27 protein-coding genes and 1 tRNA gene are annotated in these 25293 nt (G+C 71.1%); 15 read left to right on the top strand and 13 right to left on the bottom strand.

Annotation, left to right across the window (positions count from 1 at the left end; translation table 11 throughout):
* Positions 1 to 352: 352 nt before the first annotated feature.
* The 4 genes from M3M55_RS15895 to M3M55_RS15880 all read right to left on the bottom strand — a co-directional run bounded on the left by M3M55_RS15895 (position 353) and on the right by M3M55_RS15880 (position 2861).
* Positions 353 to 440 (bottom strand) — tRNA-Ser (locus tag M3M55_RS15895).
* 108 nt (positions 441 to 548) lie between these two features.
* Positions 549 to 1184 carry a hypothetical protein gene (locus M3M55_RS15890; protein WP_249010482.1) on the bottom strand — a complete coding sequence of 212 codons (636 nt, stop codon included), beginning with the start codon at positions 1182 to 1184 and terminating at the stop codon, positions 549 to 551.
* A gap of 125 nt (positions 1185 to 1309) precedes the next feature.
* A complete protein-coding gene (locus tag M3M55_RS15885; RefSeq protein WP_249010481.1) occupies positions 1310 to 2242 on the bottom strand; it encodes an SDR family oxidoreductase in 933 nt (310 codons plus the stop codon).
* A 40-nt stretch (positions 2243 to 2282) separates the two neighbouring features.
* Positions 2283 to 2861: a TetR/AcrR family transcriptional regulator gene (locus M3M55_RS15880; protein ID WP_249010480.1), complete on the bottom strand. Its 579-nt coding sequence runs from the start codon at positions 2859 to 2861 to the stop codon at positions 2283 to 2285.
* Positions 2862 to 2914: 53 nt separating this feature from the next.
* On the opposite strand from M3M55_RS15880, the gene M3M55_RS15875 reads away from it, so the two are divergent.
* Positions 2915 to 4354 (top strand): cytochrome P450, encoded by a 1440-nt coding sequence (locus tag M3M55_RS15875; protein ID WP_249010479.1) that lies wholly within the window; start codon positions 2915 to 2917, stop codon positions 4352 to 4354.
* A 131-nt stretch (positions 4355 to 4485) separates the two neighbouring features.
* Here M3M55_RS15875 and tadA read toward each other — a convergent pair whose 3' ends face one another.
* Entirely contained in the window at positions 4486 to 4956 is a 471-nt protein-coding gene (gene tadA, locus M3M55_RS15870; RefSeq protein ID WP_249010478.1) for a tRNA adenosine(34) deaminase TadA, read from the bottom strand.
* On the opposite strand from tadA, the gene M3M55_RS15865 reads away from it, so the two are divergent.
* A complete protein-coding gene (locus tag M3M55_RS15865) occupies positions 4949 to 6139 on the top strand; it encodes a S8 family serine peptidase (protein ID WP_249010477.1) in 1191 nt (396 codons plus the stop codon). The genes tadA and M3M55_RS15865 overlap by 8 nt on opposite strands.
* Before the next feature lie 71 nt (positions 6140 to 6210).
* On the opposite strand, the gene M3M55_RS15860 is transcribed toward M3M55_RS15865, so the two are convergent.
* From M3M55_RS15860 to M3M55_RS15845, 4 genes are all read right to left on the bottom strand, one after another.
* Entirely contained in the window at positions 6211 to 6663 is a 453-nt protein-coding gene (locus tag M3M55_RS15860) for a universal stress protein (protein WP_249010476.1), read from the bottom strand.
* 166 nt (positions 6664 to 6829) lie between these two features.
* Entirely contained in the window at positions 6830 to 7747 is a 918-nt protein-coding gene (locus M3M55_RS15855; protein ID WP_249010475.1) for a hypothetical protein, read from the bottom strand.
* A 101-nt stretch (positions 7748 to 7848) separates the two neighbouring features.
* The gene (locus tag M3M55_RS15850; protein WP_249010474.1) at positions 7849 to 8445 is read right to left on the bottom strand and encodes a hypothetical protein; all 597 of its coding nucleotides are present in this window, start codon (positions 8443 to 8445) and stop codon (positions 7849 to 7851) included.
* Positions 8446 to 8709: 264 nt separating this feature from the next.
* Positions 8710 to 9363: a hypothetical protein gene (locus tag M3M55_RS15845; protein WP_249010473.1), complete on the bottom strand. Its 654-nt coding sequence runs from the start codon at positions 9361 to 9363 to the stop codon at positions 8710 to 8712.
* Positions 9364 to 9500: 137 nt separating this feature from the next.
* On the opposite strand from M3M55_RS15845, the gene M3M55_RS15840 reads away from it, so the two are divergent.
* From M3M55_RS15840 to M3M55_RS15805, 8 genes are all read left to right on the top strand, one after another.
* Positions 9501 to 10442 carry a LysR family transcriptional regulator gene (locus M3M55_RS15840; RefSeq protein ID WP_249010472.1) on the top strand — a complete coding sequence of 314 codons (942 nt, stop codon included), beginning with the start codon at positions 9501 to 9503 and terminating at the stop codon, positions 10440 to 10442.
* A gap of 646 nt (positions 10443 to 11088) precedes the next feature.
* On the top strand, positions 11089 to 11511 hold the full coding sequence (locus M3M55_RS15835) for a hypothetical protein (protein ID WP_249010471.1): 423 nt from the start codon (positions 11089 to 11091) through the stop codon (positions 11509 to 11511).
* Positions 11512 to 11541: 30 nt separating this feature from the next.
* Positions 11542 to 13020, top strand: a complete 1479-nt coding sequence (locus M3M55_RS15830) for a chloride channel protein (protein ID WP_249010470.1) — start codon at positions 11542 to 11544, stop codon at positions 13018 to 13020.
* A 56-nt stretch (positions 13021 to 13076) separates the two neighbouring features.
* Positions 13077 to 13472 (top strand): hypothetical protein, encoded by a 396-nt coding sequence (locus M3M55_RS15825; RefSeq protein WP_249010469.1) that lies wholly within the window; start codon positions 13077 to 13079, stop codon positions 13470 to 13472.
* Complete coding sequence (locus tag M3M55_RS15820) at positions 13469 to 14389, top strand: sulfurtransferase (protein ID WP_249010468.1); 921 nt, start codon at positions 13469 to 13471, stop codon at positions 14387 to 14389. Before M3M55_RS15825 ends, M3M55_RS15820 begins: the two co-directional genes overlap by 4 nt.
* A 116-nt stretch (positions 14390 to 14505) precedes the next feature.
* On the top strand, positions 14506 to 15750 hold the full coding sequence (locus M3M55_RS15815) for an FAD/NAD(P)-binding oxidoreductase (protein ID WP_249010467.1): 1245 nt from the start codon (positions 14506 to 14508) through the stop codon (positions 15748 to 15750).
* On the top strand, positions 15747 to 17159 hold the full coding sequence (locus M3M55_RS15810) for a rhodanese-like domain-containing protein (protein WP_249010466.1): 1413 nt from the start codon (positions 15747 to 15749) through the stop codon (positions 17157 to 17159). Before M3M55_RS15815 ends, M3M55_RS15810 begins: the two co-directional genes overlap by 4 nt.
* A gap of 145 nt (positions 17160 to 17304) precedes the next feature.
* Positions 17305 to 18096, top strand: a complete 792-nt coding sequence (locus tag M3M55_RS15805; RefSeq protein WP_249010465.1) for a class I SAM-dependent methyltransferase — start codon at positions 17305 to 17307, stop codon at positions 18094 to 18096.
* A 26-nt stretch (positions 18097 to 18122) separates the two neighbouring features.
* On the opposite strand, the gene M3M55_RS15800 is transcribed toward M3M55_RS15805, so the two are convergent.
* The 3 genes from M3M55_RS15800 to M3M55_RS15790 all read right to left on the bottom strand — a co-directional run bounded on the left by M3M55_RS15800 (position 18123) and on the right by M3M55_RS15790 (position 20909).
* Positions 18123 to 19643, bottom strand: a complete 1521-nt coding sequence (locus M3M55_RS15800) for a CoA-acylating methylmalonate-semialdehyde dehydrogenase (RefSeq protein WP_249010464.1) — start codon at positions 19641 to 19643, stop codon at positions 18123 to 18125.
* Positions 19644 to 19766: 123 nt separating this feature from the next.
* Positions 19767 to 20183, bottom strand: a complete 417-nt coding sequence (locus M3M55_RS15795; RefSeq protein WP_249010463.1) for an SRPBCC family protein — start codon at positions 20181 to 20183, stop codon at positions 19767 to 19769.
* A 6-nt stretch (positions 20184 to 20189) separates the two neighbouring features.
* Positions 20190 to 20909, bottom strand: coding sequence for a GAP family protein (locus tag M3M55_RS15790; protein ID WP_249010462.1), 720 nt, complete (start codon positions 20907 to 20909; stop codon positions 20190 to 20192).
* A 110-nt stretch (positions 20910 to 21019) separates the two neighbouring features.
* Here M3M55_RS15790 and M3M55_RS15785 point away from each other — a divergent pair, with 110 nt between their 5' ends.
* The 4 genes from M3M55_RS15785 (at position 21020) to nusG (ending at position 23423) form a co-directional block, all read left to right on the top strand.
* The gene (locus tag M3M55_RS15785) at positions 21020 to 22036 is read left to right on the top strand and encodes a D-2-hydroxyacid dehydrogenase family protein (RefSeq protein WP_249010461.1); all 1017 of its coding nucleotides are present in this window, start codon (positions 21020 to 21022) and stop codon (positions 22034 to 22036) included.
* A 138-nt stretch (positions 22037 to 22174) separates the two neighbouring features.
* Positions 22175 to 22339 (top strand): 50S ribosomal protein L33, encoded by a 165-nt coding sequence (gene rpmG, locus M3M55_RS15780; protein WP_256469018.1) that lies wholly within the window; start codon positions 22175 to 22177, stop codon positions 22337 to 22339.
* A gap of 16 nt (positions 22340 to 22355) precedes the next feature.
* Positions 22356 to 22874, top strand: coding sequence for a preprotein translocase subunit SecE (gene secE / locus M3M55_RS15775; protein WP_249010460.1), 519 nt, complete (start codon positions 22356 to 22358; stop codon positions 22872 to 22874).
* A gap of 3 nt (positions 22875 to 22877) precedes the next feature.
* Entirely contained in the window at positions 22878 to 23423 is a 546-nt protein-coding gene (gene nusG / locus M3M55_RS15770; RefSeq protein WP_249010459.1) for a transcription termination/antitermination protein NusG, read from the top strand.
* Between the two features lie 63 nt (positions 23424 to 23486).
* On the opposite strand, the gene M3M55_RS15765 is transcribed toward nusG, so the two are convergent.
* Positions 23487 to 24629: an ATP-binding protein gene (locus tag M3M55_RS15765; RefSeq protein ID WP_249010458.1), complete on the bottom strand. Its 1143-nt coding sequence runs from the start codon at positions 24627 to 24629 to the stop codon at positions 23487 to 23489.
* A gap of 240 nt (positions 24630 to 24869) precedes the next feature.
* Between M3M55_RS15765 and rplK the strand changes: the two genes are divergently transcribed.
* Positions 24870 to 25292 (top strand): 50S ribosomal protein L11, encoded by a 423-nt coding sequence (rplK, locus tag M3M55_RS15760; RefSeq protein WP_249010457.1) that lies wholly within the window; start codon positions 24870 to 24872, stop codon positions 25290 to 25292.
* Position 25293: the final 1 nt, after the last annotated feature.

Here is a 25293-nt window from a genome sequence, read left to right as displayed (position 1 = left end):
GAAGGCGCAGCAGTCCCCGGCCACCCTCGAGATCCGTCCGAGACCCGGGTAGACTGCGCAGCAGATCACTTGTTCGGCGCGGAAGCGCCTATGAAGGACCAAAAGACCTGGGCGGCAACCCGGGTCTTTCTCGTTTATGCCAACGGAGCGGAGGGCCGCGCGCCCGTTCCCGCCGCCTCAAACGCGCGCCCAGACGGCGCTCGTCGAGGCTCGAAAAAGGGAATGAAAAGGGAATGAACTGCGTGAAACGGGGGCCTACGCTGGCCCGCGTTGACCCACGCGACCCACCCTCTGCAGCGGTCTCCCGACCGCCCCGATCTCCGGCCGATGCAGGGGAAACCCCGGAACTAAACGGAGAGGGGGGGATTCGAACCCCCGATGGACTGAAAGCCCATACCGGTTTTCGAGACCGGCGCATTCAACCGCTCTGCCACCTCTCCGGAAGCCATACGGCGCGCCCCGGGGTCGGGGCGGGCCGGCGAGCGACCTGCGAGGTTAGAACACGGCGGCCCGTCCCGTCCCGGACGGACCCAGCTGGGCTGGAGACCTCAGTCCGCCGTCGTGTCCGCCAGCTCCGCCAGGCGGGTCGCGGCGGCGTCGAGCACCCCGGCGCGGTTGCGATGGGCGCGCTCGAACAGCTCGACGACGGCGAGTTGGGCGGCGTCGGCCTCGCTGAGGCGGGCGATGATCGCCTCAGCGCCGGCGGAGCCATACCCATGCCACGGCTCGGGCAGGTGCACCTCGGCTCCCGCCCCATCCTCCGCGCCGGGCTCCGCGACCTCCGCGACGAGCTCGTCCTCGTCATCGATGGTCTTGACCGCCGCCTGCTGGGGCGTCAACGGAGAACGGGCACCGCCCGCCTCGAAGCTGTCGGGGGCACCCCTCCCGCCGTCGTCGGCGCCACCTCTGCCGTCGCCGGCGGCCCCCACGCCCTCGCCCGTCTGTTCGACCGCACCCGCACTCGCGTCCGGCCTCGTGCGAGTCGCCGCCGGATCGTCGCCGCCGGCGCTTCCTGTCTTCCGGGAACCTGGCGCTGGCCCCGCGGCCCCACCGTCGGGCGGCGTCCACACGACGCCGGCCACTCCGCCGGCGATCCGCCCGGCGATCTTCAACGACACGCCGAGCCCGATGCGCGTCACGCGCAGCCCGATTCGAACCGGAACCCACAGCACATTCGTGTTCATGAGATCCGTGTACCCCGCAGGCGGACCGCCCACGCCTTCAGGGTCGGTGACCGGGAGCCCACTGTGGGGTGGGCATCCCGGCCGGGGCGCCCCGGGGGGTTCGACTGAGCGGTGCCCGCCGTCTGTCAGTGGGTGACCGTCTCCCGCGGGGCGGCGGTGGCCACGTCGGCATCCCCATCGGCGGCGGGCGTGGCCGCAACCGGCGCGTCCTCAGCGGACTTGGACCTGGTCGCGACGCGCTCCTCATAGGCGCGGCGTTTGCTCGCGTCGATCTCATCGAGGATCGAGTCGGCTTTCAGCGCGTGGGTGAACTTCTCCCGCCAGCTGCGGGGCAGCAGGGTCATCACCGTCTGAATCGGGCCGATCGACTTGGGGACATAGACGTCGAAGTGCGGGCGCTGGAGCGCCTCGACGATCGCCGCCGCGACATCCTCGGGCTGGGCGTTCTTGACTCCGCGGGCCTCCCCGAGCCCGGCCGACAGCTCGGTGTTGACGACTCCCGGCATCACGCAGGAGACGTGGACGCCGACCTCCCGTGCCTCGAGCAGCAGCGCCTCGGAGAAGACGACGACGAACGCCTTGGTACCACAGTAGGTCGCGCCCCCGACAAAGCCGCCCTTACCGGCGGTGGAGGCAATGTTGACGATGTGGCCCCGGCGGCGGGCACCCATCCGCGCCAGCGCCTCCTTGCTGCCGTGCATCACCCCGCGCACGTTGACGTCGAGCAGCAGGTCCGCTGTGCGGTCGCTCTCGGAGACGACGCGGCTGAGCGGCATGATCCCGGCGTTGTTGACGAGCACGTCGACGGGGCCGAGTTGGGCCTCGGCGGCATCGAGGAACGCGGCGAAGGACTCCCGGGAGGTGACGTCGAGGGGGAGGGCGATCGCCCCGTGGCCGATCTCGGCGGCGGTCGTCTCGGCGGCGGCGAGGTCGAGCTCGCCGATGGCGACCTTCATCCCGCACCCGGCGAGGGCTCGAGCGGTGGCGGCGCCGATGCCGCGTCCGGCGCCGGTGATGGCGACGACGCGGCCGTGGAGGGGGAGGGCAGCTGGAGTCATGACCGTACCCTACCGTATGGTCGACCGGCGGCGGGTCGGATCAGGGGCGGGTGAGCAGGTCGAGCAGGGCGACGCGCATCGCGGCGTTCTCGGGTTCGCCGAGGACGCCGGTGTGGACCCGCCCGACGCCGGCGTAGTAGAGCGATTTGGCTCGCAGCTCCGCCTCATCGGCGCTGAAGCCGAGCTCGATGAAGGCGCCCTTGACGACCCCGTGGGCCCAGTGGTCGACCTCCCAGACGTGGCGGGCAAGCCGCGCGTGTCCGTAGGCCCAGCCGCGGAAGGTGCGCTCCAGGCGGGCGGTCTCGGGGGCGGAGGTGTGGTGCATCAGCGCGAGCAGGCGCGCCCGGGGGGGCATCGGCGCGGCCGGGTCGAAGGCGGCGAGCTCCACCCGCTGGCGGGCGATGAAGCCGTCCACGAGCGCCTCCCGGAACACCGCGAGGCTCTTGAAGTGCCAGTAGAAGCTTCCCTTCGTCACCCCGAGGCGGTCGGCGACGGTGTCGATCTTGAGCGCGTCGAGCCCCGCCTCGCCGAGCAGCTCCAGGCCGGCCTCCACCCAGTCGGCGACCGACAGGCGGCTGCGTGGGACCTCGGTGGGTGCGGGTGCGGAGGCGGTCGGCATCGTTGGAATGGTGACAGAGGCGGCGCCCGCGTCCGCCGACCATACTCGGTGGTATGGTCGGCGGGGAGTTCCTCTCCGAGCCGGACCCGTCGATGCCCGAGACCCTTCCCGTCCACGTTCCCGCGACCACCGTGGCCCGGCTGCGCGCCGAGGCTCGAACCGAGCGCGCGCTGTCGGCGCCCCTGCCCCCGGGGGAGTTGTCCTTCAGCCTCCGTCGGGGGCGGCGGATGCTCGAGGATCCGCTCGGACTGCTGCTGCACTGCCACCGTCGTTACGGGCCGGTCTTCTCACTCCGTCTCCTGACGCTGCCGACCGTCTGGATGATCGGCGCCGAGGCCAACCACTTCCTCACCGTCAGCGGCCGCGACCACGTGAGCTGGCGCGACGGCCTGATGGGGGAGATGATCCCGCTGATCGGGGACGGTCTGTTGACGACCGACGGAGAGGCCCACGACCGGGCCCGGCGCCTGATCCAGCCGGTCTTCAGCCGCCGGGCGCTCGAGGGGCAGATCACGCTGATGGTGCAGGAGGTGGACGCGGCGCTGGCGGCGCTCGGGCCCACCCCAGGCACCGTCGACATCTACGCCTGGACCCGCCGGCTCGCACTCGGGATCGCGCTGCGCGGACTGTTCGGGCTCCCCGCCGACGCGGCCCGGCGCGAGCGGCTCGGCGACAGCTTCGAGGCCGGACTCGGGTTCTTCTACCACCAGCAGTGGACCCAGATGCTGCGCGGCCCGGGGTCCCCGTGGGCGCGGATGGTCGCCCAGCGCCGCCGTCTCGTGGCCCTGATCGACGAGGAGATCGCTCGGCGCCGGCGCGAGGGGGCGGCCGGGGAGGACGTGCTCTCGCGCCTGATCGCCGCCGGTGAGGCGGGCGCCGATCGCCTCAGTGACACCGAGATCTGCGACCAGGTCCTCACCCTCCTGTTTGCCGGCCACGACACGACGACCTCCACCGTCAGCTTCCTGCTCTACGAGCTCGCCCGTCACCCCCGCGAGCTCGAGCATCTCCTCGCCGAGATCGACGGGGCGCCCTGTGGACCGGAGGCCCTCTTTGACGGTCTTCCCCACCTCGAGGCGGTCCTCGCGGAGACTCTGCGCCTCTATCCGGCGGCCTGGTGGGGGCCCCGGCGCGTGCGAACCAGCTTCGACTTCGCCGGCCACACCGTGCCGGCCGGGGCGATGGTCCAGTACAGCTCCTGGGTCACCCACCGCCTGCCCGAGCTCTTCCCCGACCCGGAGGCGTTTCTCCCCGACCGGTTCCTCAGCGGTGCGGTCGCCGCGCTGCCGGTCGGTGCCTATGCGCCCTTCGGCGCAGGGCCGCGGATCTGCGTCGGCAAGCGGTTCGGCGAGCTGGAGATCAAGGTGATCCTCCTGCGCCTCCTCGCGCGCTACCGGCCCGAGCTGGCGGCCGGCTACCGGCTGGGAATCCGCCAGGCGCCGACGTTGAGCCCGCGGGAGGGGATGCCGGTCCGCCTCCTGCCCCGGGACTGAGGCGCCGCGCTCGCCCCGGCGTGTGGAGGGCGCGGCGGCCGGGGTCCCCGACGGGCATCGCGCGCGGCCGGGGTCCCCGACGGGCATCGCGCGCGGCCGGGGTCCCCGACGGGCATCGCGCGCGGCGCCGCTCAGCGCCCCCGCCGGCTGGCGAAGAACGCCCGCAGCAGCGCGGCCGACTCATCCGCGAGGAGGCCCCCGGCGACCGCCGGACGGTGGTTGAGGGCCGGCAGGTCGAGCACGTCGATCACCGACCCGGCCGCCCCCGCCTTGGGATCGTTTGCGCCGTACACGACACGGGGTATCCGTGACAGGACGATGGCGCCCGCGCACATCGCACAGGGCTCTAATGTCACATACATCACCGAGTCGAGAATCCGCCAGCTGCCCAGACGGGCGGCGGCCTCCCGCAGAGCGAGGATCTCTGCGTGGGCGGTCGGATCCTTTCGCAGCTCCCGCTCGTTATGGCCGGCAGCGATGACCTCTCCGTCACAGACGACGAGCGCCCCGACCGGGACGTCCCCGTGCGCCTCCGCGCGCTCGGCCTCACGGAGGGCCAACGCCATGAAGTACTCGTCGCGCGGGAAGAAATGGGTGGCCACGGCGGTGATGGTGGCAGCCGGCGCCCTCGTCCTCGGTGCCGGGGCGGCAGCCGGGACCGCCCGTGCCTCTGCGACGGTTGGCGGGGGGCCCACCTGGATCCCCAACGACCCGGGCACCTCGTCGGTGGCGGGCGGCTGGCAGGCCCTGCAGTGGAACTTCGCCGACACCGCCGACGGCGTTCATGCCCCCCAGGCGTGGGCGAACCTCATCCGCGCCGGTCGCCCGGGCGCCGTCGGGGTGCGGATCGCCGTCCTCGACACCGGGGTCGCCTACCGCAACTGGGGGGATTTCCGCAAGTCCCCCGACTTCACGGGCACCCACTTCATCGACCCGTGCGACCTCGTCGACGGGACGATCCGGCACGGCCGCTGCACCGACCCCTTCGCGCTCGATCGCGAGGGGCATGGGACGTTCGTCACCGGGACGATCGCTGAGGCGACGAACAACCGGATCGGGGTGACCGGGCTCGCCTACGGGGCGACGATCATGCCGGTGCGGGTGCTCAACGCCGAGGGCTGGGGCTACCCCGACACCGTCGCCGAGGGGATCCGCTACGCGGTCGCCCACGGCGCCCAGGTGATCAATCTCAGCCTCTCCTTCTATCCGGGGCTGGCGGCCGCCCAGATCCCGACGCTCATCTCCGCGCTCGCCTACGCCCATGCCCGCGGGGTCGTCGTCGTTGCCGCCGCAGGCAACGACGGGGCCGACCGGCTCGCCTACCCCGCCGCCGACCCGTTCGTCATCTCCGTCGGGGCGAGCACCCGCGACGGCTGTCTCGCCTCCTACTCCAACTACGGCCCCCACCTGGACCTGCTCGCCCCCGGCGGCGGAGATGACGCGCCGCTGGCAGAGCCCTTCTGCCACGACAACCGCAACCTGCCCGGGATCGCCCAGATGGGGTTCACGACCCCGAACAATCCCGACCGGTTCTCGGTCACCGACCGCTCCTACGGCACATCGATGGCCGCGCCCGAGGTCTCGGCGGCCGCGGCGATGGTGATCGCCTCCGGCGTCCTCGGTCCCCACCCGTCGCCGGCGGCGATCCTCACTCGGCTCGAACAGACCGCCACCCAGCCGCTCCCCGGCCCCGTCGACCACCGCAACGACCTCTACGGCTACGGAATCCTCAACGCCGGGGCGGCGACGAGCCCGCTCGCCGATGCGGTGACCCGCCGGCGCTGAGGCGAACGGAGCCCGCCGCCCGCCCTCCGGGCCCGACGCCCGCACTCCGAGCCCGCCGGGCCCCCTGCCCGTCAGCTCGTGCGAACGATCAGGACCGAGCAGGGTGCGTGGTGGGAGACCTTGTTGGGCACCGATCCGAGCAGGAACCGGCGAGCGCCGGCCATCCCCCGGTTGCCGACGACGATCAGGTCACAGCCCTGCTCCTCAGCGACGTCGATGATCGCGTCCGCCGCATCCCCCTGACGGGCGAAGGTCGCCACCTCCGTCACTCCGGCGGCCGTGGCACGCTCGGCGGCGGACTCGAGCAGCGCGAGGACGTCCTCGCGGGCGCCGATCATCCACTGCACGTCAGTGGGGGCCTCGAGCGCCTCGGCTCGCAGTCGCTCGCGGGCGACCGGCTCAAAGGCGGAGACGATCACCAGGCGGGCGCCGAGTTCGTGGGCGAGAGTGACCGCATGGCCGACCGCCGCCGACGCGGTCTCGGAGCCGTCCGTGCCGACGAGGATTGCGCTGAAGGACGCCACCGCCGGACCTCAGGCGAGCCGGATCGCCGCGATCACGATCCCGGCGAGCACGAACACCACGATCAGCGCCTGTGTGTAGAGCCAGAACTTGGGCATGTCGGGCGAACGCTAGCGGACCCGGGCGCAGCCATCGGTGCGCCGGGCGGCACGGACCCGGCTGGCGCCTTCAGAAGAGACGGTCCGCGCGGGGGATCCCGTCGTCACCGATCCGCACGACCCCGCCCGGCCAGTAGGCATGTCGGCGTCCGCCGCGCCCGACGAGCAGCTCGTCGAGCACCCAGGATCCCGTGTTGAGAAACCGGGTCGGCAGCGTTCCGGGGGCGAGCTGGCGCTGCCAGTGCCGGGGCGCGTCCGGCGCCGTCGGGCCGAGGCGGTGCAGGTGGCCGAAGATGACGTGCTCGGCCGATACGCCGAGCGCCTCGAGGGCCCGCGCGAGCGCCGGCACGCCGCGCCGGCGCAGTTGCAGTTCGAGCACGCGCGTGGTGAGCGGAGCGAGGCCGGGGGAGAGGACCCGGGCCTGGATCCGGTGCAGCGGCGAGTCGACCCCGCCACGCTCACGCGTCCGCTCGTAGGCGGCGGGACGGTCGGGGGCAGGCCGGGGACGCAGGCCGTGGGGACCCTCGGGGGCGAGCACGACGTCGAGGTAGTGGCCGTGGGTTGCCCACGCCCGCGGGCTGAGGCGCACTCCCGGATAACGAACGCTCACGCGCGCCCCACCCGCGCCGAGCGCGTCGACGACGGCGCCGAGCAGCGGAGTCGCCGCCGCCGGCACCTCCTCCTCGAGCTCGAGTGCGTCCCCCCGCGCGCGGATCCACGGGGTGATCAGCGGGCGGTCGTGGTTGCCGGGGACGAGGACGATCTCACCGACGGCCCCCGCCAGGGCCCCGAGTGCCGGGGTGGCGACGGCGAGCACCTCAGCGGCGGGCCGCCGTTCGCGCAGCTCGAGCAGGTCCCCGAGGATCACGAGGCGGTCCACCTCGCCGAGGGCGCGACAGAGCGCCTCGACCGCGGCCGGCCGCTCCAGCAGGCTTGGGGCCGTCCGCGAGCCGATGTGGGCGTCGGAGAAGATGAGCGTGCCCGGCACGCGGCGTCACATTAGGCGACCGGGGCGGGGAATCGCGGTCCCCGGTGGCGCTCCTCCGGCCCACGGGGGCCGGAGGAGCGAGCCGACGCGGCGGGGGCGCGTCAGCCCTGGCCGTCGACGGCGATGTAGGCCGCCGCGTTGCCGTTCGGGTGCACGAGCACGATCGGGGCGAGGCAGCCGCCGCTCGGCAGGGTCAACTGCGTGTCGGTGATCGTCGCATTCCCGGTGCTCGACAGCGGCACCTGGGCGGTCGTCGCGACCGGGGTGCTGCTTGAGTCGGCGCCGCAGTACAGGGACGCGTCGACGGTCTTCACCGCGCCGGTGCCCGTTCCCGGGATGAGCAGTCCGTGGACGCGGAGGTGGAGGTGCGTCGTCGTGACGACGACGTGTCCGTTGCTCAGCACCCACGGGTTCGTGCCCGGGGCGACCCCGTGGAGGGTCGGGTCGGTGGGGGTCGACGGGGCGAGCGTCGAGTTGAGGATGAGGTTGTGGCGGTACATCATCCACGGACCGCCGGGGTGGTGGCGTCCGTCCTTCATCCACTGCTTGTTGTGCTTCATCCCCATCGCACCGGGGTGGTGATGCTTGTGGGGATGGGGCTTGGCCTGGGCGGCGGCGCCGCCGAAGGCGAGGAGGGCGCCGCCGGCGGTGAGCGAGCCGGCGGTGAGGACGGTGGCGATGGTCTTGGTGGCGGGCATGGGGTCCTTTCCCTGCGGTGAGGATTCGCGCCGGGATCTCAGTGGCTGACAGCCCGGCTTCTCCATTCTTACCCGCACACCGCCGCTCTCCGAACCCGATCGGGCCGACCTAACCGGACCGCTACCGAGTTGAGGCAAACCTTCACGTTCGCCGGGTCGAGGCCGAACGAGCTGAGATGAACCTTCACGTTCGCCGGGGCATTGGCGTGGCGGGGGCGCCGTCCGAGGCGACGCCCCCGCCACGCTCAGGCGAGGTAGAGAGGGTCAGGCGACGTAGAGGGGTGAGCGGAAGTCGAGGGCGACGCCGGAGGCGACGACGAGGACGGGGGCTCCCGCCTCCTCCTCAATCGTGATCTCGCTACGGGCGGGTAGAAGGACACGGCCCTCACCGGCCTGGGCGCGGGAGCCGAAGATGAGCAGGTCGACCCCGTGCACCTTGTCGGTCACCGTCGCCCCGTGCGCGCTGGCGATCGCGTGAGCCGTGTCGATCGCGGCGTGATCGTTCAGCTCGGCGGTGAGGCCGATGTTCCTGAGCGGACGCGGGGTGTAGCCGGCCGGGGCGATCGCGACCGCGGTCGGTCCCCCGTCGAGCAGCTGCTGGGCGCTCTGCTGGAAGCCGACGCGGCCCGCCGGGGTCCGGTAGGCGGAGCCGAAGATGATCAGTGAGGCGCCCTCGGCGGCGGCGAGCCGGCGCAGCCCGTCACTGGTGGAGGGGTTGACGACGATCCGCGTCTCGGCGTGATCGATCGTCTCGGCGCCGGCCGCCAGCATCGTCTCCGCGGCCGCGCGGTCGCCATCGTGGTGGCTGACGTAGGCGAGGACGGTGCGGGCGCCGAGGTCAGCGAAGACGCGGGCGAGCCCGAGGGCGTCCTTGTCGCCGGCGGTGCCGTCATAGGAAACGATCGTGGTGAGGGACATGGTTGGCTCCGGATTCTCAGAGGGGAGGGACGGGACGAAAGCTGATGACGGAACCATCCCACCCGCGTAGAATCACAGCAAGTGAACCTGATCATCCTGATGATTAGAATTACTTATGTCAAGTCGGGGAAGGACCGATGATCAGTCTCACCCGGCTCCGTGTCCTGCAGGAGGTCGTCCGCCGCGGGTCCTTCAGCGGCGCCGCCGACGCCCTCCAATACACCCAGTCGGCCGTCTCCCAGGCGGTCGCCCGGCTCGAGGCCGAGCTCGGCACCGCGCTCGTCGTGCGCGACCGCCGCGGGGCCCGGGCGACCCCCGCCGGGGAGACCCTGCTCGCCCACGCCGAGGCGATCTTCGCCCAGGTTGAGGCCGCCGAGGCCGACCTCCACGCGATGCTCGGTCTCCGCGGCGGGCGCCTGCGCATCGCCGTCTTCCCCTCCGCCGGGTCGACGCTGATGCCCGAGGCGATCGCCGCGTTCCGGCGCCGCCACCCGGAGGTCCAGCTGTTCCTCGTCGAAGGGGAGCCTGAGACCGTCGTTCCGCGCCTGCGGGCCGGTGAGGTCGACCTCGCGCTGCTGTTCGCCTTCCCCGGCGCCGACGATCCCGTCGCCGGGGCGCTCGCCCACGGGGGTGGGCTCGAGGTCACCCCCCTCCTCGAGGACGTCATGCACGTCACGCTCCCGTCCGAGCATCCGCTCGCCGGCGCCGCTGAGGTCACCCTCTGGGATCTTCGTGATGAGGACTGGGTCCAGACGGCCGAGCCGAGTCCGTGCGCCCGTCACGTCGTCCGGCTGTGCCGGACAGCCGGCTTCGAGCCCCGGGTCACCTTCGAGTCCGACGATTACGAGACGATCCAGGGGCTCGTCGCCGCCGGGGTCGGGGTCGCCCTCATCCCCCACCTCGCCCTCACCCGGGTCCACCATGGGGTGAGCGTCCGTTCGCTCGCCCCCACACGGCCCTCCCGCAGCGTCGTCGCCGCGACGGCGGGGGGGGCGGGGGTGGCCCCGAGCGCCGCGGCGATGCTCGAGATCCTCACCGTGATCGCGCCCGACTACGCCGACGTGCGCGGCTGGGGCTGAGCCCGGCTCGCCGCGGCCCGCGCGGGGTGTGGGTGGCCGGCAGGCCACCTCCGACCCTCCGCCCTTCACGTGGGGGCGTATCGGCGGTCGGTCGGGAGGGCGTTCGGGCGGGCGGGGTGGACAGGGCAGACGGCGCGGATGGGAGGTCGGACGGAAGGGGCGGGACGGAGCGCGAACAGCCGTGTGATGGAGCGCGCCCGGCGGAGCGGGCGTCTCTCACGGCCCAAACCGTGAAATGTCTTCCCGTCGGGAACACTCGTGCACGATTTGGGTCGCTGGGCGCACGCAATCGTGCACCGGTGCCCCGCTGGGGCCATGAATGCACGATTTGGGTCGCTGGATGGCCGGCCCTCCCGGGACGACCACCCGCGCCCCGTCCCCGGGACGACCACCCGCGCCCTGTGCCACGACTGCACGGGATTCCGTGCGCGTGATCGCGGGCGCTCGTCGCATACGGCCGCTCAACGGTGACGGCGGGAGGGTCGCTCTCTCGCGCGACGATGCGCGAGGACGGGATCGTCGACTTCGACCCGCGCGGGCGACGACCGAGATCTCACCCGGAGGCAGACAGAGACGGCACGCACAGAGGGGAATCACTCGCGCCGGAGTTCGGCGCCCGTCGGGGTACGGGAGCGCCGGCAGTTCGATGCCCGATTCGGCCCCCGTCGTCGCCCCGCTCGCGGACGTCCCGTCGGTCGAGCAGTGGGACTCCTGGACCGAGTACGACCCGGCCGCGTGGCCGAAGAAGGTCAAGCGGGCGGACATGCTCGGCCCGACCGTCTGCGTCAACTGCGAGTCGGCGTGCGGCCTCACCGCCTACGTCGAGAAGGAGACCGTCGAGATCAAGACGCTCGAGGGCAACCCGCATAACTCCGGCTCGCGGAGGCGCAACTGCGCCAAGGGCACGGCGAGGATCAACCAGAGCCACGACCGCGAGTGGATCCTCCACTGGCGCCCGCCCCGCGGGGGGATCGCGGGGACCGGCGCCCGCGCGTCCACGCCGCCGGCGGAGGCCGGAGGTGGTGAGATGGGCGCGCTCGCCGGTTCAGCCGGCTCACGGGCCGGCTGAACCGCCACCAGCTGCTTCACTGCCAGCGGTATGGAACCGGACCGGCAGGGCGCGAGCGCCGAGCCTGACGAGGAGGCGGAGGGGGAGGCGACGCTCGCGCGGGATGTGCGCTGGTACTCCCATCAGCCGAACCTCAGCGGCCAGGGGATCATCGCCGCCTACAGCGGCCGCTTCTGGGTGCTGACGGTCCTGCTCGGCGTCGTCTGCGGGGTCGGCGCGTCGGTGATGATCGGCCTGCTCAACCTCGTGGAGAGGCTCGCCTACGGCAGCGGCGGTTCCGGGTTCCTCGGCGCGGTCGCGCGCACGCCGGCGCTCGGGCACATCGCCGCGCTGATGATCGCGGCGGTGATCGTGATCGTCGGCCTGCGGGTGCTCAAGCGGCTGCCGACCTCGGGTGGCACCGAGGTGTCTGATGCGCTCTGGCTCCAGGGCGGTCACATGGCCTGGCGGGGCAGCGTCGCCCGTGGCGTGCTGTCGATCGTCACCGTCGGGCTCGGCGTCTCCCTCGGCCGTGAGGCCGCCCCCCAGCTCGTCGGCGCGGCGACTGCGAGCAAGCTCGCGACCTGGGCGGACCTGCCGACCTGGCAGCGGCGCCTGCTCGTCGCCAGCGGTGCGGGGGCGGGCTTTGCCGCCGTCTACAACGTCCCCCTCGGCGGGACGCTGCTGGCGATGGAGGTGATGCTCGGAACCCTCGCTCTGCCACTCGTCCTGCCCGCGCTGATCACCTCGGTCACCGCGACCGCGGTCGCCTGGATCACCCTCGGCACCCACCCCAGCTACGCGGTCCCGACATATGCCTTCCATCCGACCCTGCTGCTGTGGGCGGTGCTGATGGGGCCGGTGATCGGGATCGTCGCCGTCGTCTGGGTCCGGCTCATCTCCGGGGCGGCCGCCCGGCGCCCCCGGGGCCGGCTGCGCTGGGTCGCCCCGCCGTTCGTCTTCCTCGCCCTCGCGCTGCTGTCGGTCCAGTACCCGACGCTGCTGGGCAACGGCAAGGACATCGTTCAGCTCGCCGTCGTCGGCAAGCTCTCCCTCGGCCTGCTCGCGGTGCTGTTTCTGCTCAAGCCGCTCGTCACCGCCGCCTGCATCACCTCAGGCTCGCCGGGCGGGCTGTTCACCCCGACCTTCTCGGTCGGCGTGCTGTTCACGAGCGCGACGGGGATCCTCTGGTCCCACATCTGGGGCGGGGCGCTGCCGGGCAGCTTCGCCCTCATCGGCGGCGGGGCGTTCCTCGCCGCGTGCATGCAGGGCCCGCTGTCGGGGGCGGTGCTCGTGCTCGAGCTGACCCGCCACTTCGACGCGCTGATGGTGCCGACCCTGATCGCCGTCGCGGAGGCGACGATCGTCGCCCGGCGGTTCGGGTCGGCCTCGATCTACTCGGCCCGTCTGCGCCTCAACCCGGAGGCGAGCGCGTCCGCGAGCGCCGCGGCCCTCGCCACCCTGCACGCCCTCGATGAGACCCTCCCCGCGGACTTCCTCCAGGCGCCGGTGAGCGGCAGCTCGGTCTGAGGCGAGCCCCGCCGCTGCTGGCGTGCGGGGTCAGAGGGCGTGCGTAGGATGAGCTGATGGCCCCCAACCCCGCCGACACGCTCCAGGCCGACCCGGCCCAGACGCTCGCCTCGGTGCGGGCGGAGCTCGCCAAGGTCCGCGCGAGCGTCGCCCGGATCGAGCGCGACCTCGGGCTGTTGGAGGCGACCCAGCGGGGGGCGGGAGGTACCGGCCGGGAGCGGCCCGACCGGTATCTGCAGGTACTCGTCGACGTCTATGACCGCGGCGGACGCCACGGCCTCGACCCGGACGGCTTCGCCGCCGTCGGGGAGCGCCACGGCTATGACCGCCGTGGGCTCGGCGGGTTCTTCACCGGCGGCCGGGCGCCGTTGCGCCGTGACCATGAGCGGATCCTGCTCACCCCCTACGGTGAGCAGCTCGTCGACCTCTACCTCCAGCGGCTCGCCCCGTGAGCGTCGGCGGCCCCCTGATCGACGGCGACTGGCTGCAGGCCCGCCTCGGCGATCCTGACCTCGTCATCCTCGAGATCGACGAGCGTCCGCTCATCTACCGGGTCGGGCACATCCCCGGGGCTCACTGCCTCGACTGGCGCACCGAGCTGCAGGACCCCGTCACCCGCGACCTTCCCGACGCCGACGCGATGGCCGGGCTGTGTGCCCGGGTTGGGATCACCGCCGCGAGCACGGTCGTCCTCTACGGGGACAAGAGCAACTGGTATGCGTGCTTCGGCTTCTGGCTGCTGCGCCACTACGGGATCGCGGATCTGCGCCTGCTCGACGGCGGTCGCCAGGCCTGGCTGGCGGAAGGGCGGCCGCTGTCGGTGGATGAGCCGGAGGTCCCGGCCGGGCGCGAGACGGTGCTCCCGCGGGCCGGGACCGGTGTGCGGGCGATGCTCGCCGACGTCCAGGCGGCGATCGGCGGCGCCGTGCAGCTGCTGGACGTCCGCACCGCCGCCGAGTATCGCGGGGAGGTGCTCACCGAGCCCGGCTACCCCCAGGAGGGCGCCCAGCGACCCGGGCACATCCCGACGGCGATCAACGTCCCCTGGGATGTCGCGGTCGACCAGGACGGCCGGGTGCTTCCGGAGGCGCGCCTGCGTGAGCGTCTGCGTGAGCACGGGGTCGACCTGAATCGCCCGGCGATCACGTACTGCCGGATCGGTGAGCGCAGCGCCCACACCTGGTTCGTCCTCTCCGAGCTGCTCGGCTTGAGAGCGCGCAACTACGACGGCTCATGGACGGAGTGGGGCAGCATGGTCGGGATGCCCGTCGCGGTGGGCAACGGGGAGCGGCCCGCCGCCGCCGCGGACCCTGCGGATGCGGGCGTCGGGACCGGCGGGGCCGGGGCGGTGGATCCGCCGTCGAACTGAAGAACTCGCCCGTACTTGGGCAAAAGCATCTTGCTATCCCAATAGCTTTGTGTTACTCCTTCGGTTGAGGATGCCGCTCGAGGGAAGCGGCGTCACCAGACACGAGGGAGAACATCGTGAGCATCAAAGATGCGCAGTCACCGCTCTCGGCCGCCCCAGCGGCCAGGACACGCCACCATCAGGTCGTCATCGTCGGCGGCGGTAGCGCCGGTGCGACCGTCGCCGCTCGGCTCTGCCGCGCGCTGAAGGAGCCTGACGTCGCGGTCATCGAACCGTCCGACGTCCACTACTACCAGCCGCTGTGGACGCTCGTCGGCGGTGGTGTGACCAACAAGGAGACGACCCGCCGGCGTGAGGCTGACGTGCTCCCGTCCAAGGCGACGCTCGTCCGTAACGCCGCCAAGGAGTTCATCCCGAGCGAGAACACGGTCGTCCTCGACGACGGCTCGAAGGTGACCTACGACTACCTCGTCGTCGCGATGGGCATCAAGCTCAACTGGACGGCGATCAAGGGGATGAGCCCGGACCTGATCGGCCAGCACGGGATCTGCTCCAACTACCTCTACGAGGGGTGCGAGCAGACCTGGAAGACGCTGCAGGCCTTCAAGGGCGGCAACGCGGTCTTCACCATGCCGGTCCCGCCGATCAAGTGCGCGGGTGCCCCGCAGAAGATCATGTACCTCGCCGACGACCACTTCCGCCGCAGCGGGGTGCGGGAGAAGGCGACGGTCAGCTTCTTCTGCGGTGCGCCGAGCATCTTCTCGGTGAAGGAGTACGCGGAGACGCTCGCCGGCATCGTCCAGCGCAAGGGGATCCAGACGCACTTCAAGTACCAGCTCGCGGAGATCCAGCCCGACTCTCAGACGGCGATCTTCCACAGCACCGGTGAGGAGGATCCGATCGAGATCCACTTCGACATGATCCACATCACCCCGCCCCAATGCGCCCCCGACGTGCTCAAGGGCAGCCCGATCTCCGATGCGGGCGGCTGGGTCAGCGCCGACAAGTTCACCCTCCAGCACCCCGAGTTCCCGAACATCTTCTCCCTCGGTGACTGCTCGAGTCTGCCGACGTCCAAGACGGGCGCGGCGATCCGCAAGCAGGCTCCCGTCGTCGCCGAGAACCTGATGAAGACGATGCGGGGCGAGCCGACCGCCTCCTTCAAGCGCTACGACGGCTACACCTCCTGCCCGCTGGTCACCGGCTACGGCAAGCTCATCCTCGCCGAGTTCGACTACGACCTCAAGCCCAAGGAGACCTTTCCCTTCAATCAGAACAAGGAGCGCTGGTCCATGTATCAGCTCAAGCGGCACGGGCTCCCGGCGCTGTACTGGAACGGCATGTTGAAAGGACGCGCATGATCTTTCGCCAAATCATCCATGACGACCTCGGCTGTGCCTCGTACCTGATCGGTGATGAGAAAGCGGGGGTGGCCGCCGTCGTCGACCCGCGCTTTGAGATCGACGAGTATCTCGACCTCGCCCGCTACATGGGGGTGTCGATCGACCACGTCTTCGAGACCCACAACCACGCTGACCACGTCTCCGGCCACGGCCGGCTCGCGGCCGCGACCGGAGCGACGATTCACGTCCACAAGCTCAACGGGGCCGACTACCCCCACGAGGCCTTCGAGGACGGCGACGAGTTCATGCTCGGGACCCTCAAGCTCACCGTCATGCACACGCCCGGGCACCGGCCCGAGCACTGCTGCTTCCTGCTCGCCGACACCCGTCGCGGGGAGGAGCCGTGGGCGCTGCTGAGCGGCGACACGCTGTTTGTCGGGGATACGGCACGGACCGATCTGGCGATCGAGAAATCAGAGGGGGCGCAGGGGATCTTCGACTCCCTGCACAACAAGATCCTCACCCTGCCGGACAAGGTGGAGGTCTGGCCCGCCCACCTCGGCGGCTCGATGTGCGGTGGCCCCGGCATGGACATGAAGGTCAGCTCGACGATCGGGTTTGAGAAGGAGCACAACCCGGCGCTGTCGATCGAGGATCCGGAGGAGTTCGTCTCCCTCGCGATCGCCAAGCTCGGCGCCCAGCCGCCGAACTTCCACGCGATCGTCGACATCAACCACGGTCCCCTCGTCACCGAGGGCGTCGAGTTGATGCCGCTCTCCCCGCGCCAGGTCGAGGAGCACCGCCGCCACGGCGCCCTGCTCGTGGATGTTCGCACCGACCTCCAGTACGACGACGCCCACATCGAAGGGTCCGTCTCGATCCCGATGATGAAGGCCGGCTTCGGCTCCAAGCTCGCCTGGGTCGCCGACCGGGAGCGCCCGATCGTGTTCGTCGGCCGCGATGACGAGGACGGTCGCCGGGCGGGCAAGCTCGCCCTCGCGATCGGCCTGCGCAACTTCGCCGGCTACCTGCACGGTGGGATGACGAGCTGGCGCCAGGAGGGCCGTCCGGCCCGCCGGACCGAGCGCATCCCCGCCGCCGAGTTCCCCGCCCGCGTCGCCGCGACCGCTGAGGAGGATCTTCAGATCCTCGACATCCGCGAGACGAACGAGTTCGCGGACTTCCACATCCCCAACTCGGTCGGGATTCCCTGGCATGACATCACCGAGTTCCCGGACAGTCTCGACGCGTCACGCCCGATCGCCGTCGTTTGTGCTTCCGGGAACCGCGCCGGCACCGCCGCGAGCCTGCTCGAGCGGTTCGGCGCCAGTGAGGTCATTCACGTCGTCAGCGGTGGAGTGGGAACCTGGCGGGATCTCGGAAACCCGGTGGTTTCCGATTCCGCCCCGGTGACGGCCAACGTCTGACGGCTCTCCCTCACCCGCGGTGTGGACGGCTGGGGCTGCTCCGCACCGCACAACCGAAGGGGGGATCGGCGCGGTGTGCCGGTCCCCCCTTCACCTTTGGCGACTGACCGCCCGGCCTGGGGGCCCACGTTGTACGGTGAGGGCGGTGTCCGAAATCGATGAAGCCCGCCGCACGAGCTTCGGCTCGGTCGCCGAAGCCTACGATCGCGTCCGCCCCTCCTACCCGGCGGCGATGGTCGCCGAGATCCTCGACTATGCGCACGTCCGGCCCGGAGGGTGCGCGGTGGAGGTCGGTGCCGGCACCGGCAAGGCGACCGCGCTGTTTGCCGCCGCCGGACTCAGCATCGACGCGATCGAACCGAGTTCGGAGATGGCGGCGGTCGCCCGTGAGAACCTGTCGGGGCCGGCCGTACGCTTCCTGACGACGAAGTTCGAGGATGCCGACCTCCCCTCCGATCACTACCGGCTGCTGTTCAGTGGTCAGGCCTGGCACTGGGTCGAGCCGATCACCGCCGAGCGGATCGCCGCCCGGATCCTCGTTCCCGGCGGTGCGCTCGCCTGCTTCTGGAACCGCATCGACTGGAGCCACTGCGCGCTGCGCGCCCGCCTCGATGACGCCTACGCGGCGATCGGCTGGGCGCCGGTCGGGCTGATGACGCCCCGCCAGGCGCGGCTTGAGTTCGCCGAGCAGTGGCGGGAGCGGATCGCCGCCGCGCCCGGCCTCAGCGCCGCCGAGGACCGCACCTACGAGTGGTCACAGACCTACAGCACCGCGCAGTACATCGCCCTGCTCGGCACCCACTCCGACCACGTCCTCCTCCCCGAGTCCCAGCGGATCGAGCTGTTCGGGGCGGTCGCGACGGTCATTGACGAGGCCGGCGGCAGCCTCGAGCTCGTCTACTCGACCCAGCTCTGCCTCGCCCGGGCGGCGGGGTGAGCGCTGCCCGGCGGGCCCCCTCGCACTCAGGATTCGATGAAGTAGGCCTCGGACCCCTGCCCGTCACTGTAATAGCGGCTCGTGATCGTCTTCTTGCGCGTGTAGAACTCGACCCCGTCACGCCCGTGGGCGTGGAGGTCCCCGAGGAAGCTGTCCTTCCATCCGGAGAACGGGAAGAACGCGACCGGGGCGGCGACACCGATGTTGACGCCGATCATGCCGGCTTCAACCTCGTGCTGATAACGGCGCACGCTCGCGCCGGACTCGGTGAAGATCGACGTGCCGTTGCCGAACCGGCTCGCGTTGACGATCGCGATCGCCTCATCCAGGGACGCGACGTGGATGACGGCGAGCACCGGGCCGAACACCTCCTCCCGGGCGATCTCCATCTCCGGGGTGACGGCCTCGACGATCGTCGGCCCGATGAAGGCGCCCTCAGGCGACAGTCCGGAGGCTGGCCCGGGCAGTGAGCGGCCGTCGACGGGGAGGCGCGCGCCCTCAGCGAGCGCCCGTTCGAGATACCCCTCGATTCGGTCGCGCGCCGCGCAGGAGATGACCGGCCCGACGTCCGTCGCCTCCTCGAGCCCGTTCCCGACTGACAGCCCCTCCGTGGCACGGACGAGCGCCGGAAGCAGCCGCTCGTGGGCGGCGCCGACGGTGACGAGGACCGAGCCGGCCATGCACCGCTGTCCGGCGGCCCCGAAGGCCGATCCGATGATCCCCTCGACGGTCTTGTCGATCACCGCGTCCGGCATCACGACCATGTGGTTCTTGGCGCCGCCGAGGGCCTGCACACGCTTGCCCGCCCGGGCGGCACGCTCGTAGACGATCCGGGCCACGGGCGCCGAGCCGACAAAGGAGATCGCGTGAATGTCGGGATGCTCGAGCATCGACTCGACGACCTCCCGGCCCCCGTTGACGAGGTTGACCACCCCGGGGGGCAGGTTGAGGGCGTGCAGCTCCTCGAAGGCGATCTGCTGGGTGAGCGGAACCTGCTCGGACGGTTTGAGGACGAACGTGTTGCCACACGCGATCGCGAAGGGCAGGAACCAGAAGGGCACCATCGCCGGGAAGTTGAACGGGACGATCGCCGCACACACGCCGACCGGCTGACGGATCGTCATCGCGTCGATCCCCCGGCTGACGTCCTCGAGCACGTATCCCTGCATCGTCGTCGGGATCGCGGTCGCCGCCTCCACCATCTCGATCATCCGCGCGACCTCCGCGCGTGCGTCCGCGATCGTCTTGCCCATCTCAGTGCTGACGCTGCGGGCGAGGTCCTCCCGGCGGGCGTCGAGTCGGGCGCGGAGGGCGAACAGCGTCTGGGCCCGGGCGATGGTCGAGACGGCGCGCCAGCTGGGAAGGGCGGCGGTGGCGGCGCTGACCGCCGCGTTGAGATCCTCAGAACCCGACAGGGGCACGCGGGCGAGCGGAGCGCCGGTCGCCGGGTTGATCACGTCGAGGGTGCCGGAGGCGTGGGCGGCCGGACGCCACGCGCCGGCGACGTAGTTCTCCAGCAGCCGGGGGGCCGCGGCCGTGTCGGTCATCTCACCACGATAGGCGCCGGCGCGGGGTCTGTCGCCCGTCAGCGCGGCCAACCCGTCGGCCCGGTGTTGTGTGGGGTGGCACAGGCTGCCCGCGGCCTTCTGCCGGGGGCCGCGCGGGAGCGCTCAGCCGGGAAGGGCGGCGGAGAGCTTGGTCAGCACCTCCGCGTAGATGCGCTTGAGTCCGAGCGGCGCGAACAGTCCCTCGAAGATGCCGGGGATCCCGCCGGCCCCGTCCCAGGAGCCGGTGAGGGTGACCGTCGACCCGCCGGCGGCCGGGGTCACCTCCCACACGTTCGTGAAGGAGGAGAGCTCATCCTTCTCGGTGAGGCGGTGGCCCGTCAGCTCAGAGACGAGGCGGTAGTCGCGCTCCCGGCCTCCCGCGGCGAAATGGAAGCTGAGCACGTCCCCCGGCTCGACCCGGAAGGCGCTGTAGTTGTCGGTGAGGATGCGCGGGCGGGCCCCGTAGTCGCGCAGCAGTCCGATGACCGTGTCCGGGTCGGCGTGGACGGTGGTGCTTGCGCGTGCGGTGACTTTACCCATGGTCGGTCATGTTATGAGGTGGTGGAGTTTCCGCGCGAAGTGGCCGAACCCGTTGTGGGCGTGGGAGGCGACGCCGGTGGCGCCGAGGATGATCACGAACAGTCCGGCGAGGGTCAGGACGAGCGCGAAGATCGGCGCCCAGTTACGTTGCACGATCTCCCGCGCCCGGTTGAGCACCGCCCGGGCGTGGTGGGGGGAGAGCCACAGAACGAGCACGATGGCGATCAGCGGCAGGATGAAGCAGACGTTGTAGAGAACGAGCAGCAGGACCGCGTGCGTGACCGAACGGGCCGAGCCGACGACCGTGGCGATCGCCGCGAAGTACGGGAACGCGGTGGGCATCTCGACGAACATGATCCCCGCCCCGAACAGCACGGTCGAGCGCCGGCGGGTGGTGCTGAGTGTCGGCAGCTCCCGCGCGGAGAGGACTTTGCGATAGCGCCACAGGAGCATGCCGCCGACGAGCAGGACAGCCCCGGCGAGAAGCTCCAGCCAGTAGCCGAGGATCGGGCGGGGGTGGGGGACGAGGTGGATCAACAGCTCTCCCGGCCCGAGGGCGACGATGAGGCCGCCGAGCAGCGAGGCGCCAAACACGCCGAGCGTGAACTCGAGCACCCGGACCTTCGCGTGTTCCCCCGCAGCGAGATAGAGCGCGGGCGCGAGCGTGGACGGGTTGACGGAGTCCGCCAACCCGATCGACATCACGATCCCGATCAGCCGGAGCACCGCGCCACCGTATCGTGCCGCCGCGCCGCCGACCAGCGCCGGCCCGAATCTCGCTCCGGGACCGGTGGAGGTCGACCGCCCGGGGAAACGGCAACCGGTAGGTTGAGTCCGTGCGGATCGCCGTGCTCGACGACTACCAGGGACTCGCCCGCGCGATGGCCGACTGGGATCGGCTCGCCGCCACCGTCGACTTCTTCGGCGACCCGATCCCCGCCGAGTCGCTGGCGGCGACACTCGCGCCCTATGAGGTGATCGTGCTGATGCGGGAGCGGACCGCGCTTTCGGCCGACACGCTCGCGCAGTTGCCGCGCCTTACCCTCGTCGTCAGCACGGGGATGCGCAACGCCTCCCTCGACGTCGCCCACCTGCAGCGCCGCGGCATCCCGGTGTCGGGGACCGGGGTGGCCGGACCTGGGAGAACCGGTCCCGGGGGGCCCGGCGCCGGACCCGGGGAGGGGCCCGGATCCGAAGCCGGGGGAGGGGTCTCCTCGACCGTCGAGCTCGCCTGGGCGCTCATCCTCGCGCTCACCAAGCACGTGACCTCGGAGGACCGGGCTCTCCGCGCGGGCCACTGGCAGACCGCCCTCGCCGGCGGACTGGGCGGCAGGACCCTCGGCCTGCTCGGCCTCGGCCGGCTCGGGGCGGAGATGGTCGCCCCGGCCCGGGCCTTCGGGATGGAGGTGATCGCCTGGTCGGCCCACCTCGATCCCGCGCGAGCGCACCGCCTCGGCGCCACCCCGGTCAGCGCGGATGAGCTCTATTCCCGCGCCGACGTCCTCTCGATCCACCTCGTCCTCTCCCAGCGCACCCGTCACCTCATCGGGGCGCCTGAGCTCGCGCGGATGCGCCCGAGCGCCGTGCTGATCAACACCTCCCGGGCCGGGATCGTCGACACCGACGCCCTCGTGGCGGCGCTGGAGGCCGGGGAGATCGCCGGGGCGGGCCTCGACGTCTATGACCAGGAGCCCCTGGGCGCCGACGACCCGATCCTCACTGCCCCGAACACCGTCCTCACGCCCCACCTCGGTTACGCGACCGAGGCGACACTGCGCGAGATGTACGAGCAGGTCGTCGAGGACATCGCCGCGTATCTGTCCGGGGCGCCGATTCGCCTGATCGAGGCGTGAGGGGCGCGGTGCCGCTTCCTCCCGCCGACGCGTGACCGGCAGGGCACCGACCCGATCACGCTATCCTCTACCAAGCGCCGCGGGCGTGCGTAAGCACGTCCTCACCTCCGGCCCCGCGAACTTCAAAAGGACTGACGAATGGCCCGTGGAGACGTGCGGATCGCTGCGACCCTCGCCTGCGAGGAGTGCAAGCGCCGCAACTACCAGACCAACAAGAGCAAGCGCAACAACCCCGAGCGCCTGCAGCTGCGCAAATACTGCCGGTGGTGCAAGGCCCACACGCCGCACCGCGAGACGCGATAGGCCCGTCCGGTCGGTCGTGGCCCAGCGCAACCGCAGACGTGCCCGGAACGCCGGGGCCGGAAAGGCCTCCGGGTCCGGCCCGGACAAGGCCCGCCCTGACGGCACCGGCCACGTTCCCGGACCGCTGGAGTCCGGTGACGAGCTGATCTCGGAGGCGCAGCTCGCCTTTGGGCGTCCGTCCGCGGAGGAAACCCCGAGCCCTGAGGAGCTCGTCGCCTTTGAGCAGCAGGAAGCGGCTCGGGATGCCGCCCCCGCGTTCGGTGCGCCTGCCGGGGCGCTCGCGACCACCGCCTCCGCCACCCGGACCGACGCGCCCGCCCGCCGCGAGGAGCGGGTCAGCCTGCCCGGTCAGCTCGTCGGCTTCCTCAAGGGCAGCTGGCGGGAGCTCCAGCGAGTACAGTGGCCGGACCGCCAGCAGGTGTTCCAGGCCACCGGAGTGGTCCTTGGGTTTGTCATCGTGGCGGGAGCCTTCCTCGGCGTGGCGAGCTTCGCCGCCCAGAAAATCGTCAACTTGATCCTCTACGGACACGGGTAAGTCATGTTCCGCTGGTACGTCGTCAACACATATTCCGGACACGAAAACAAGGTCAAGAGCAACCTGGAGCACCGGGTCGTCTCGCTCAACCAGCAGCGCGCTGTCCGCCAGATCGTCGTCCCGACCGAGACCGTCTCGGAGATGAAGGACAACCAGAAGATCTCCGTCGAGCGCCGCACGATGCCCGGCTACGTGCTCGTCAACATGGACCTCAACGAGGACTCCTGGCAGCTCGTCAAGGGCACGCCGGGTGTGACCGGCTTCGTCGGGGCGGCCCAGGAGCCGGTGCCGCTCACCCAGTCCGAGGTCGACCGGCTCCTGCACCGCGGTGAGCCGGCCGCCGCCTCCGGCGACGGAAGCGTCTCCCGGCGCCCGCGCGCCCAGTTCTCCATCGGTGAGTCGGTCAAGGTCGTCTCCGGTCCGCTGTCGGACTTCTCCGGAGAGATCTCCGAGGTCAATGAGGACGGGCAGCGCCTCAAGGTGCTCGTGTCGATCTTCGGCCGGGAGACCCCGGTGGAGGTCGGCTTCGACCAAGTCAAGAAGCTTTAGGACCCCCGACCCTGACCGTCCCGCTCCTCCGTCGCGTCCGCGACGGTCGCGGCCCGAGGGGACTCAGTCGGTGTCGTCGCCGTCGTCCGGCAGCGCGCCCTGGCTGCGTAGCCAGTGTTCGAGCATCGGGTCGGTCAGCCGCAGGCGGCCCTGGGCGTCCACCACGTCAGCCTTGGCGCGCAGGCTGTCCACGGCGCTGCGGATGCTCGTGCGCTTGATGCCGACGAGAGCGGCCGTCTCATCGCTGTAGAGCGGGGCGGAAGAGGTCGCCAGGGCCCGGGCGACTCGCCGTTCGTTGAGTGTCAGGGCCCGCCAGATCGCCTGCATCAGCAGGCCGGTGTCAGCGCTTGCCTGGTCCAGGGCGGCCAGCCAGGTCGACTCATCAGCCGTCTCACCGGCGGGCGTTCGCTCCCACAGGTAGTGGGCCAGCATCATCGAGCGCTGCGGGTGTCCCCGGGCGAACGCCAACAACGGGTCCATCGCGCGGCCGGGGTCGCGCCGGCTCGCCTGAAAGCGCGTGATCACGTAATCGGCGACCTCATTGAGGGGCAGTGGCTCGAGGTGGCGCGGTACCGCCTGCTCGAGCAGCGGCCGGCTCGGATCGGAGAACAGCCGGTTCATCATGCCGGGCGCCGAACCGGCGAACGCATACGTCGCGGCACGGCCCTGATGCTGGATGACGCTGCGGATCTTGCCGTCGGCCCCGGGCACGTTGAGCACGTCCTGGATCTCGTCAAAGACGATCAGGCTCGGCGTGCCGTTGCGTTCGAACAGCGCCTCGGGGATCTCCAGGACCCGCAGCAGCACCGCCTCGGGGTTGGTGTTGGGGTTCTCGCGCAGGGAGGCGGTGAATCCGGCGGCTCCGAGTGAGACCCCGAGGTTCCAGGTCCGCAGCAGGTCCTCCACATGCCGGCGGACCGGCCCCTTCAGCCGTTTGTAGGCGCTCTCCAGTCTCACGACGATCTCGGAGATGGAAAGGACATCCTGGAGATCGACCAGGACGGTGGCGGTCCCGTTCGCCTCAGCGGCCGCGAGGACCCGGCGCAGCAGCGTCGTCTTGCCATAGCGGCGGGGCCCGATCAGGCGGAAGGAGTGCGAGCCCATGGTCAGGCGCAGGAGGTCGTCCGCCTCGGCGTCCCGGTCGATCATGTCCTCGGGTTCCAGCGGGCCCGAGAAGCGAAAGGGGTTGATGTCGAGCCTGGGCAATGTTGGATGCAAGCCTACAGATAGGTAGGTTCAAAGTCGACGAGATTGTTGACTTATCACCAACATTCCAGCAGGCTTGAGCGAGAGACGGTGTGCGGAGGGTGATCGCCGACCGCCCGAGGCGTGGGACCGCGGCGACCGCCCGAGTAACCTGTAGCGCTGATGGCCGGTCCCAAGACCGGCCACATTCATCCACTAGGAGGCAGCCGGTCGGGCTGTCGCTCGTACTAGGAAAGGCACATGGCCAAGAAAGTCCTCACCAATATCAAGCTGCAGGCCGTCGGCGGCCAAGCCAGCCCCGCCCCACCGGTCGGTCCCGCGCTCGGTCAGCACGGCGTCAACATCATGGAGTTCGTCAAGGCGTTCAACGCCCAGACCCAGGCGGACACCGGCACCGTGATCCCGGTCGTCATCACCGTCTATGAGGACCGCTCCTTCACCTTCGTCCTCAAGAGCCCGCCGGCCGCGGTCCTGATCAAGCAGGAGCTGGGGCTCAAGAGCGCCTCGGCGGAGCCCCACCGCATCAAGGTCGGCAAGCTCACCGACGCGCAGCTCACCTCGATCGCGGAGAAGAAGATGAAGGACCTGAACGCGAACGACATCGACGCGGCGAAGAAGATCATCGCCGGGACCGCCCGTTCCATGGGCATCGAGGTGGCATAGG

The sequence above is a fragment of the Conexibacter sp. DBS9H8 genome, assembly GCF_023330685.1.
Taxonomy (GTDB): Bacteria; Actinomycetota; Thermoleophilia; order Solirubrobacterales; family Solirubrobacteraceae; genus Palsa-465.
Note: the sequence above shows the minus strand (reverse complement) of the source record. Positions and strands in the feature narration are given on the sequence as shown.

Excerpts from the sequence above, each read along its gene's own strand:
- M3M55_RS15890 (WP_249010482.1), bottom strand. The coding sequence starts at position 1,184 with ATGAACACGAATGTGCTGTGGGTTCCGGTTCGAATCGGGCTGCGCGTG.
- M3M55_RS15885 (WP_249010481.1), bottom strand. The coding sequence starts at position 2,242 with ATGACTCCAGCTGCCCTCCCCCTCCACGGCCGCGTCGTCGCCATCACC.
- M3M55_RS15880 (WP_249010480.1), bottom strand. The coding sequence starts at position 2,861 with ATGCCGACCGCCTCCGCACCCGCACCCACCGAGGTCCCACGCAGCCGC.
- M3M55_RS15875 (WP_249010479.1), top strand. The coding sequence starts at position 2,915 with ATGGTCGGCGGGGAGTTCCTCTCCGAGCCGGACCCGTCGATGCCCGAG.
- M3M55_RS15850 (WP_249010474.1), bottom strand. The coding sequence starts at position 8,445 with ATGCCCGCCACCAAGACCATCGCCACCGTCCTCACCGCCGGCTCGCTC.
- M3M55_RS15845 (WP_249010473.1), bottom strand. The coding sequence starts at position 9,363 with ATGTCCCTCACCACGATCGTTTCCTATGACGGCACCGCCGGCGACAAG.
- M3M55_RS15840 (WP_249010472.1), top strand. The coding sequence starts at position 9,501 with ATGATCAGTCTCACCCGGCTCCGTGTCCTGCAGGAGGTCGTCCGCCGC.
- M3M55_RS15835 (WP_249010471.1), top strand. The coding sequence starts at position 11,089 with ATGCCCGATTCGGCCCCCGTCGTCGCCCCGCTCGCGGACGTCCCGTCG.
- M3M55_RS15830 (WP_249010470.1), top strand. The coding sequence starts at position 11,542 with ATGGAACCGGACCGGCAGGGCGCGAGCGCCGAGCCTGACGAGGAGGCG.
- M3M55_RS15825 (WP_249010469.1), top strand. The coding sequence starts at position 13,077 with ATGGCCCCCAACCCCGCCGACACGCTCCAGGCCGACCCGGCCCAGACG.
- M3M55_RS15810 (WP_249010466.1), top strand. The coding sequence starts at position 15,747 with ATGATCTTTCGCCAAATCATCCATGACGACCTCGGCTGTGCCTCGTAC.
- M3M55_RS15800 (WP_249010464.1), bottom strand. The coding sequence starts at position 19,643 with ATGACCGACACGGCCGCGGCCCCCCGGCTGCTGGAGAACTACGTCGCC.
- M3M55_RS15795 (WP_249010463.1), bottom strand. The coding sequence starts at position 20,183 with ATGGGTAAAGTCACCGCACGCGCAAGCACCACCGTCCACGCCGACCCG.
- rpmG (WP_256469018.1), top strand. The coding sequence starts at position 22,175 with ATGGCCCGTGGAGACGTGCGGATCGCTGCGACCCTCGCCTGCGAGGAG.
- nusG (WP_249010459.1), top strand. The coding sequence starts at position 22,878 with ATGTTCCGCTGGTACGTCGTCAACACATATTCCGGACACGAAAACAAG.
- rplK (WP_249010457.1), top strand. The coding sequence starts at position 24,870 with ATGGCCAAGAAAGTCCTCACCAATATCAAGCTGCAGGCCGTCGGCGGC.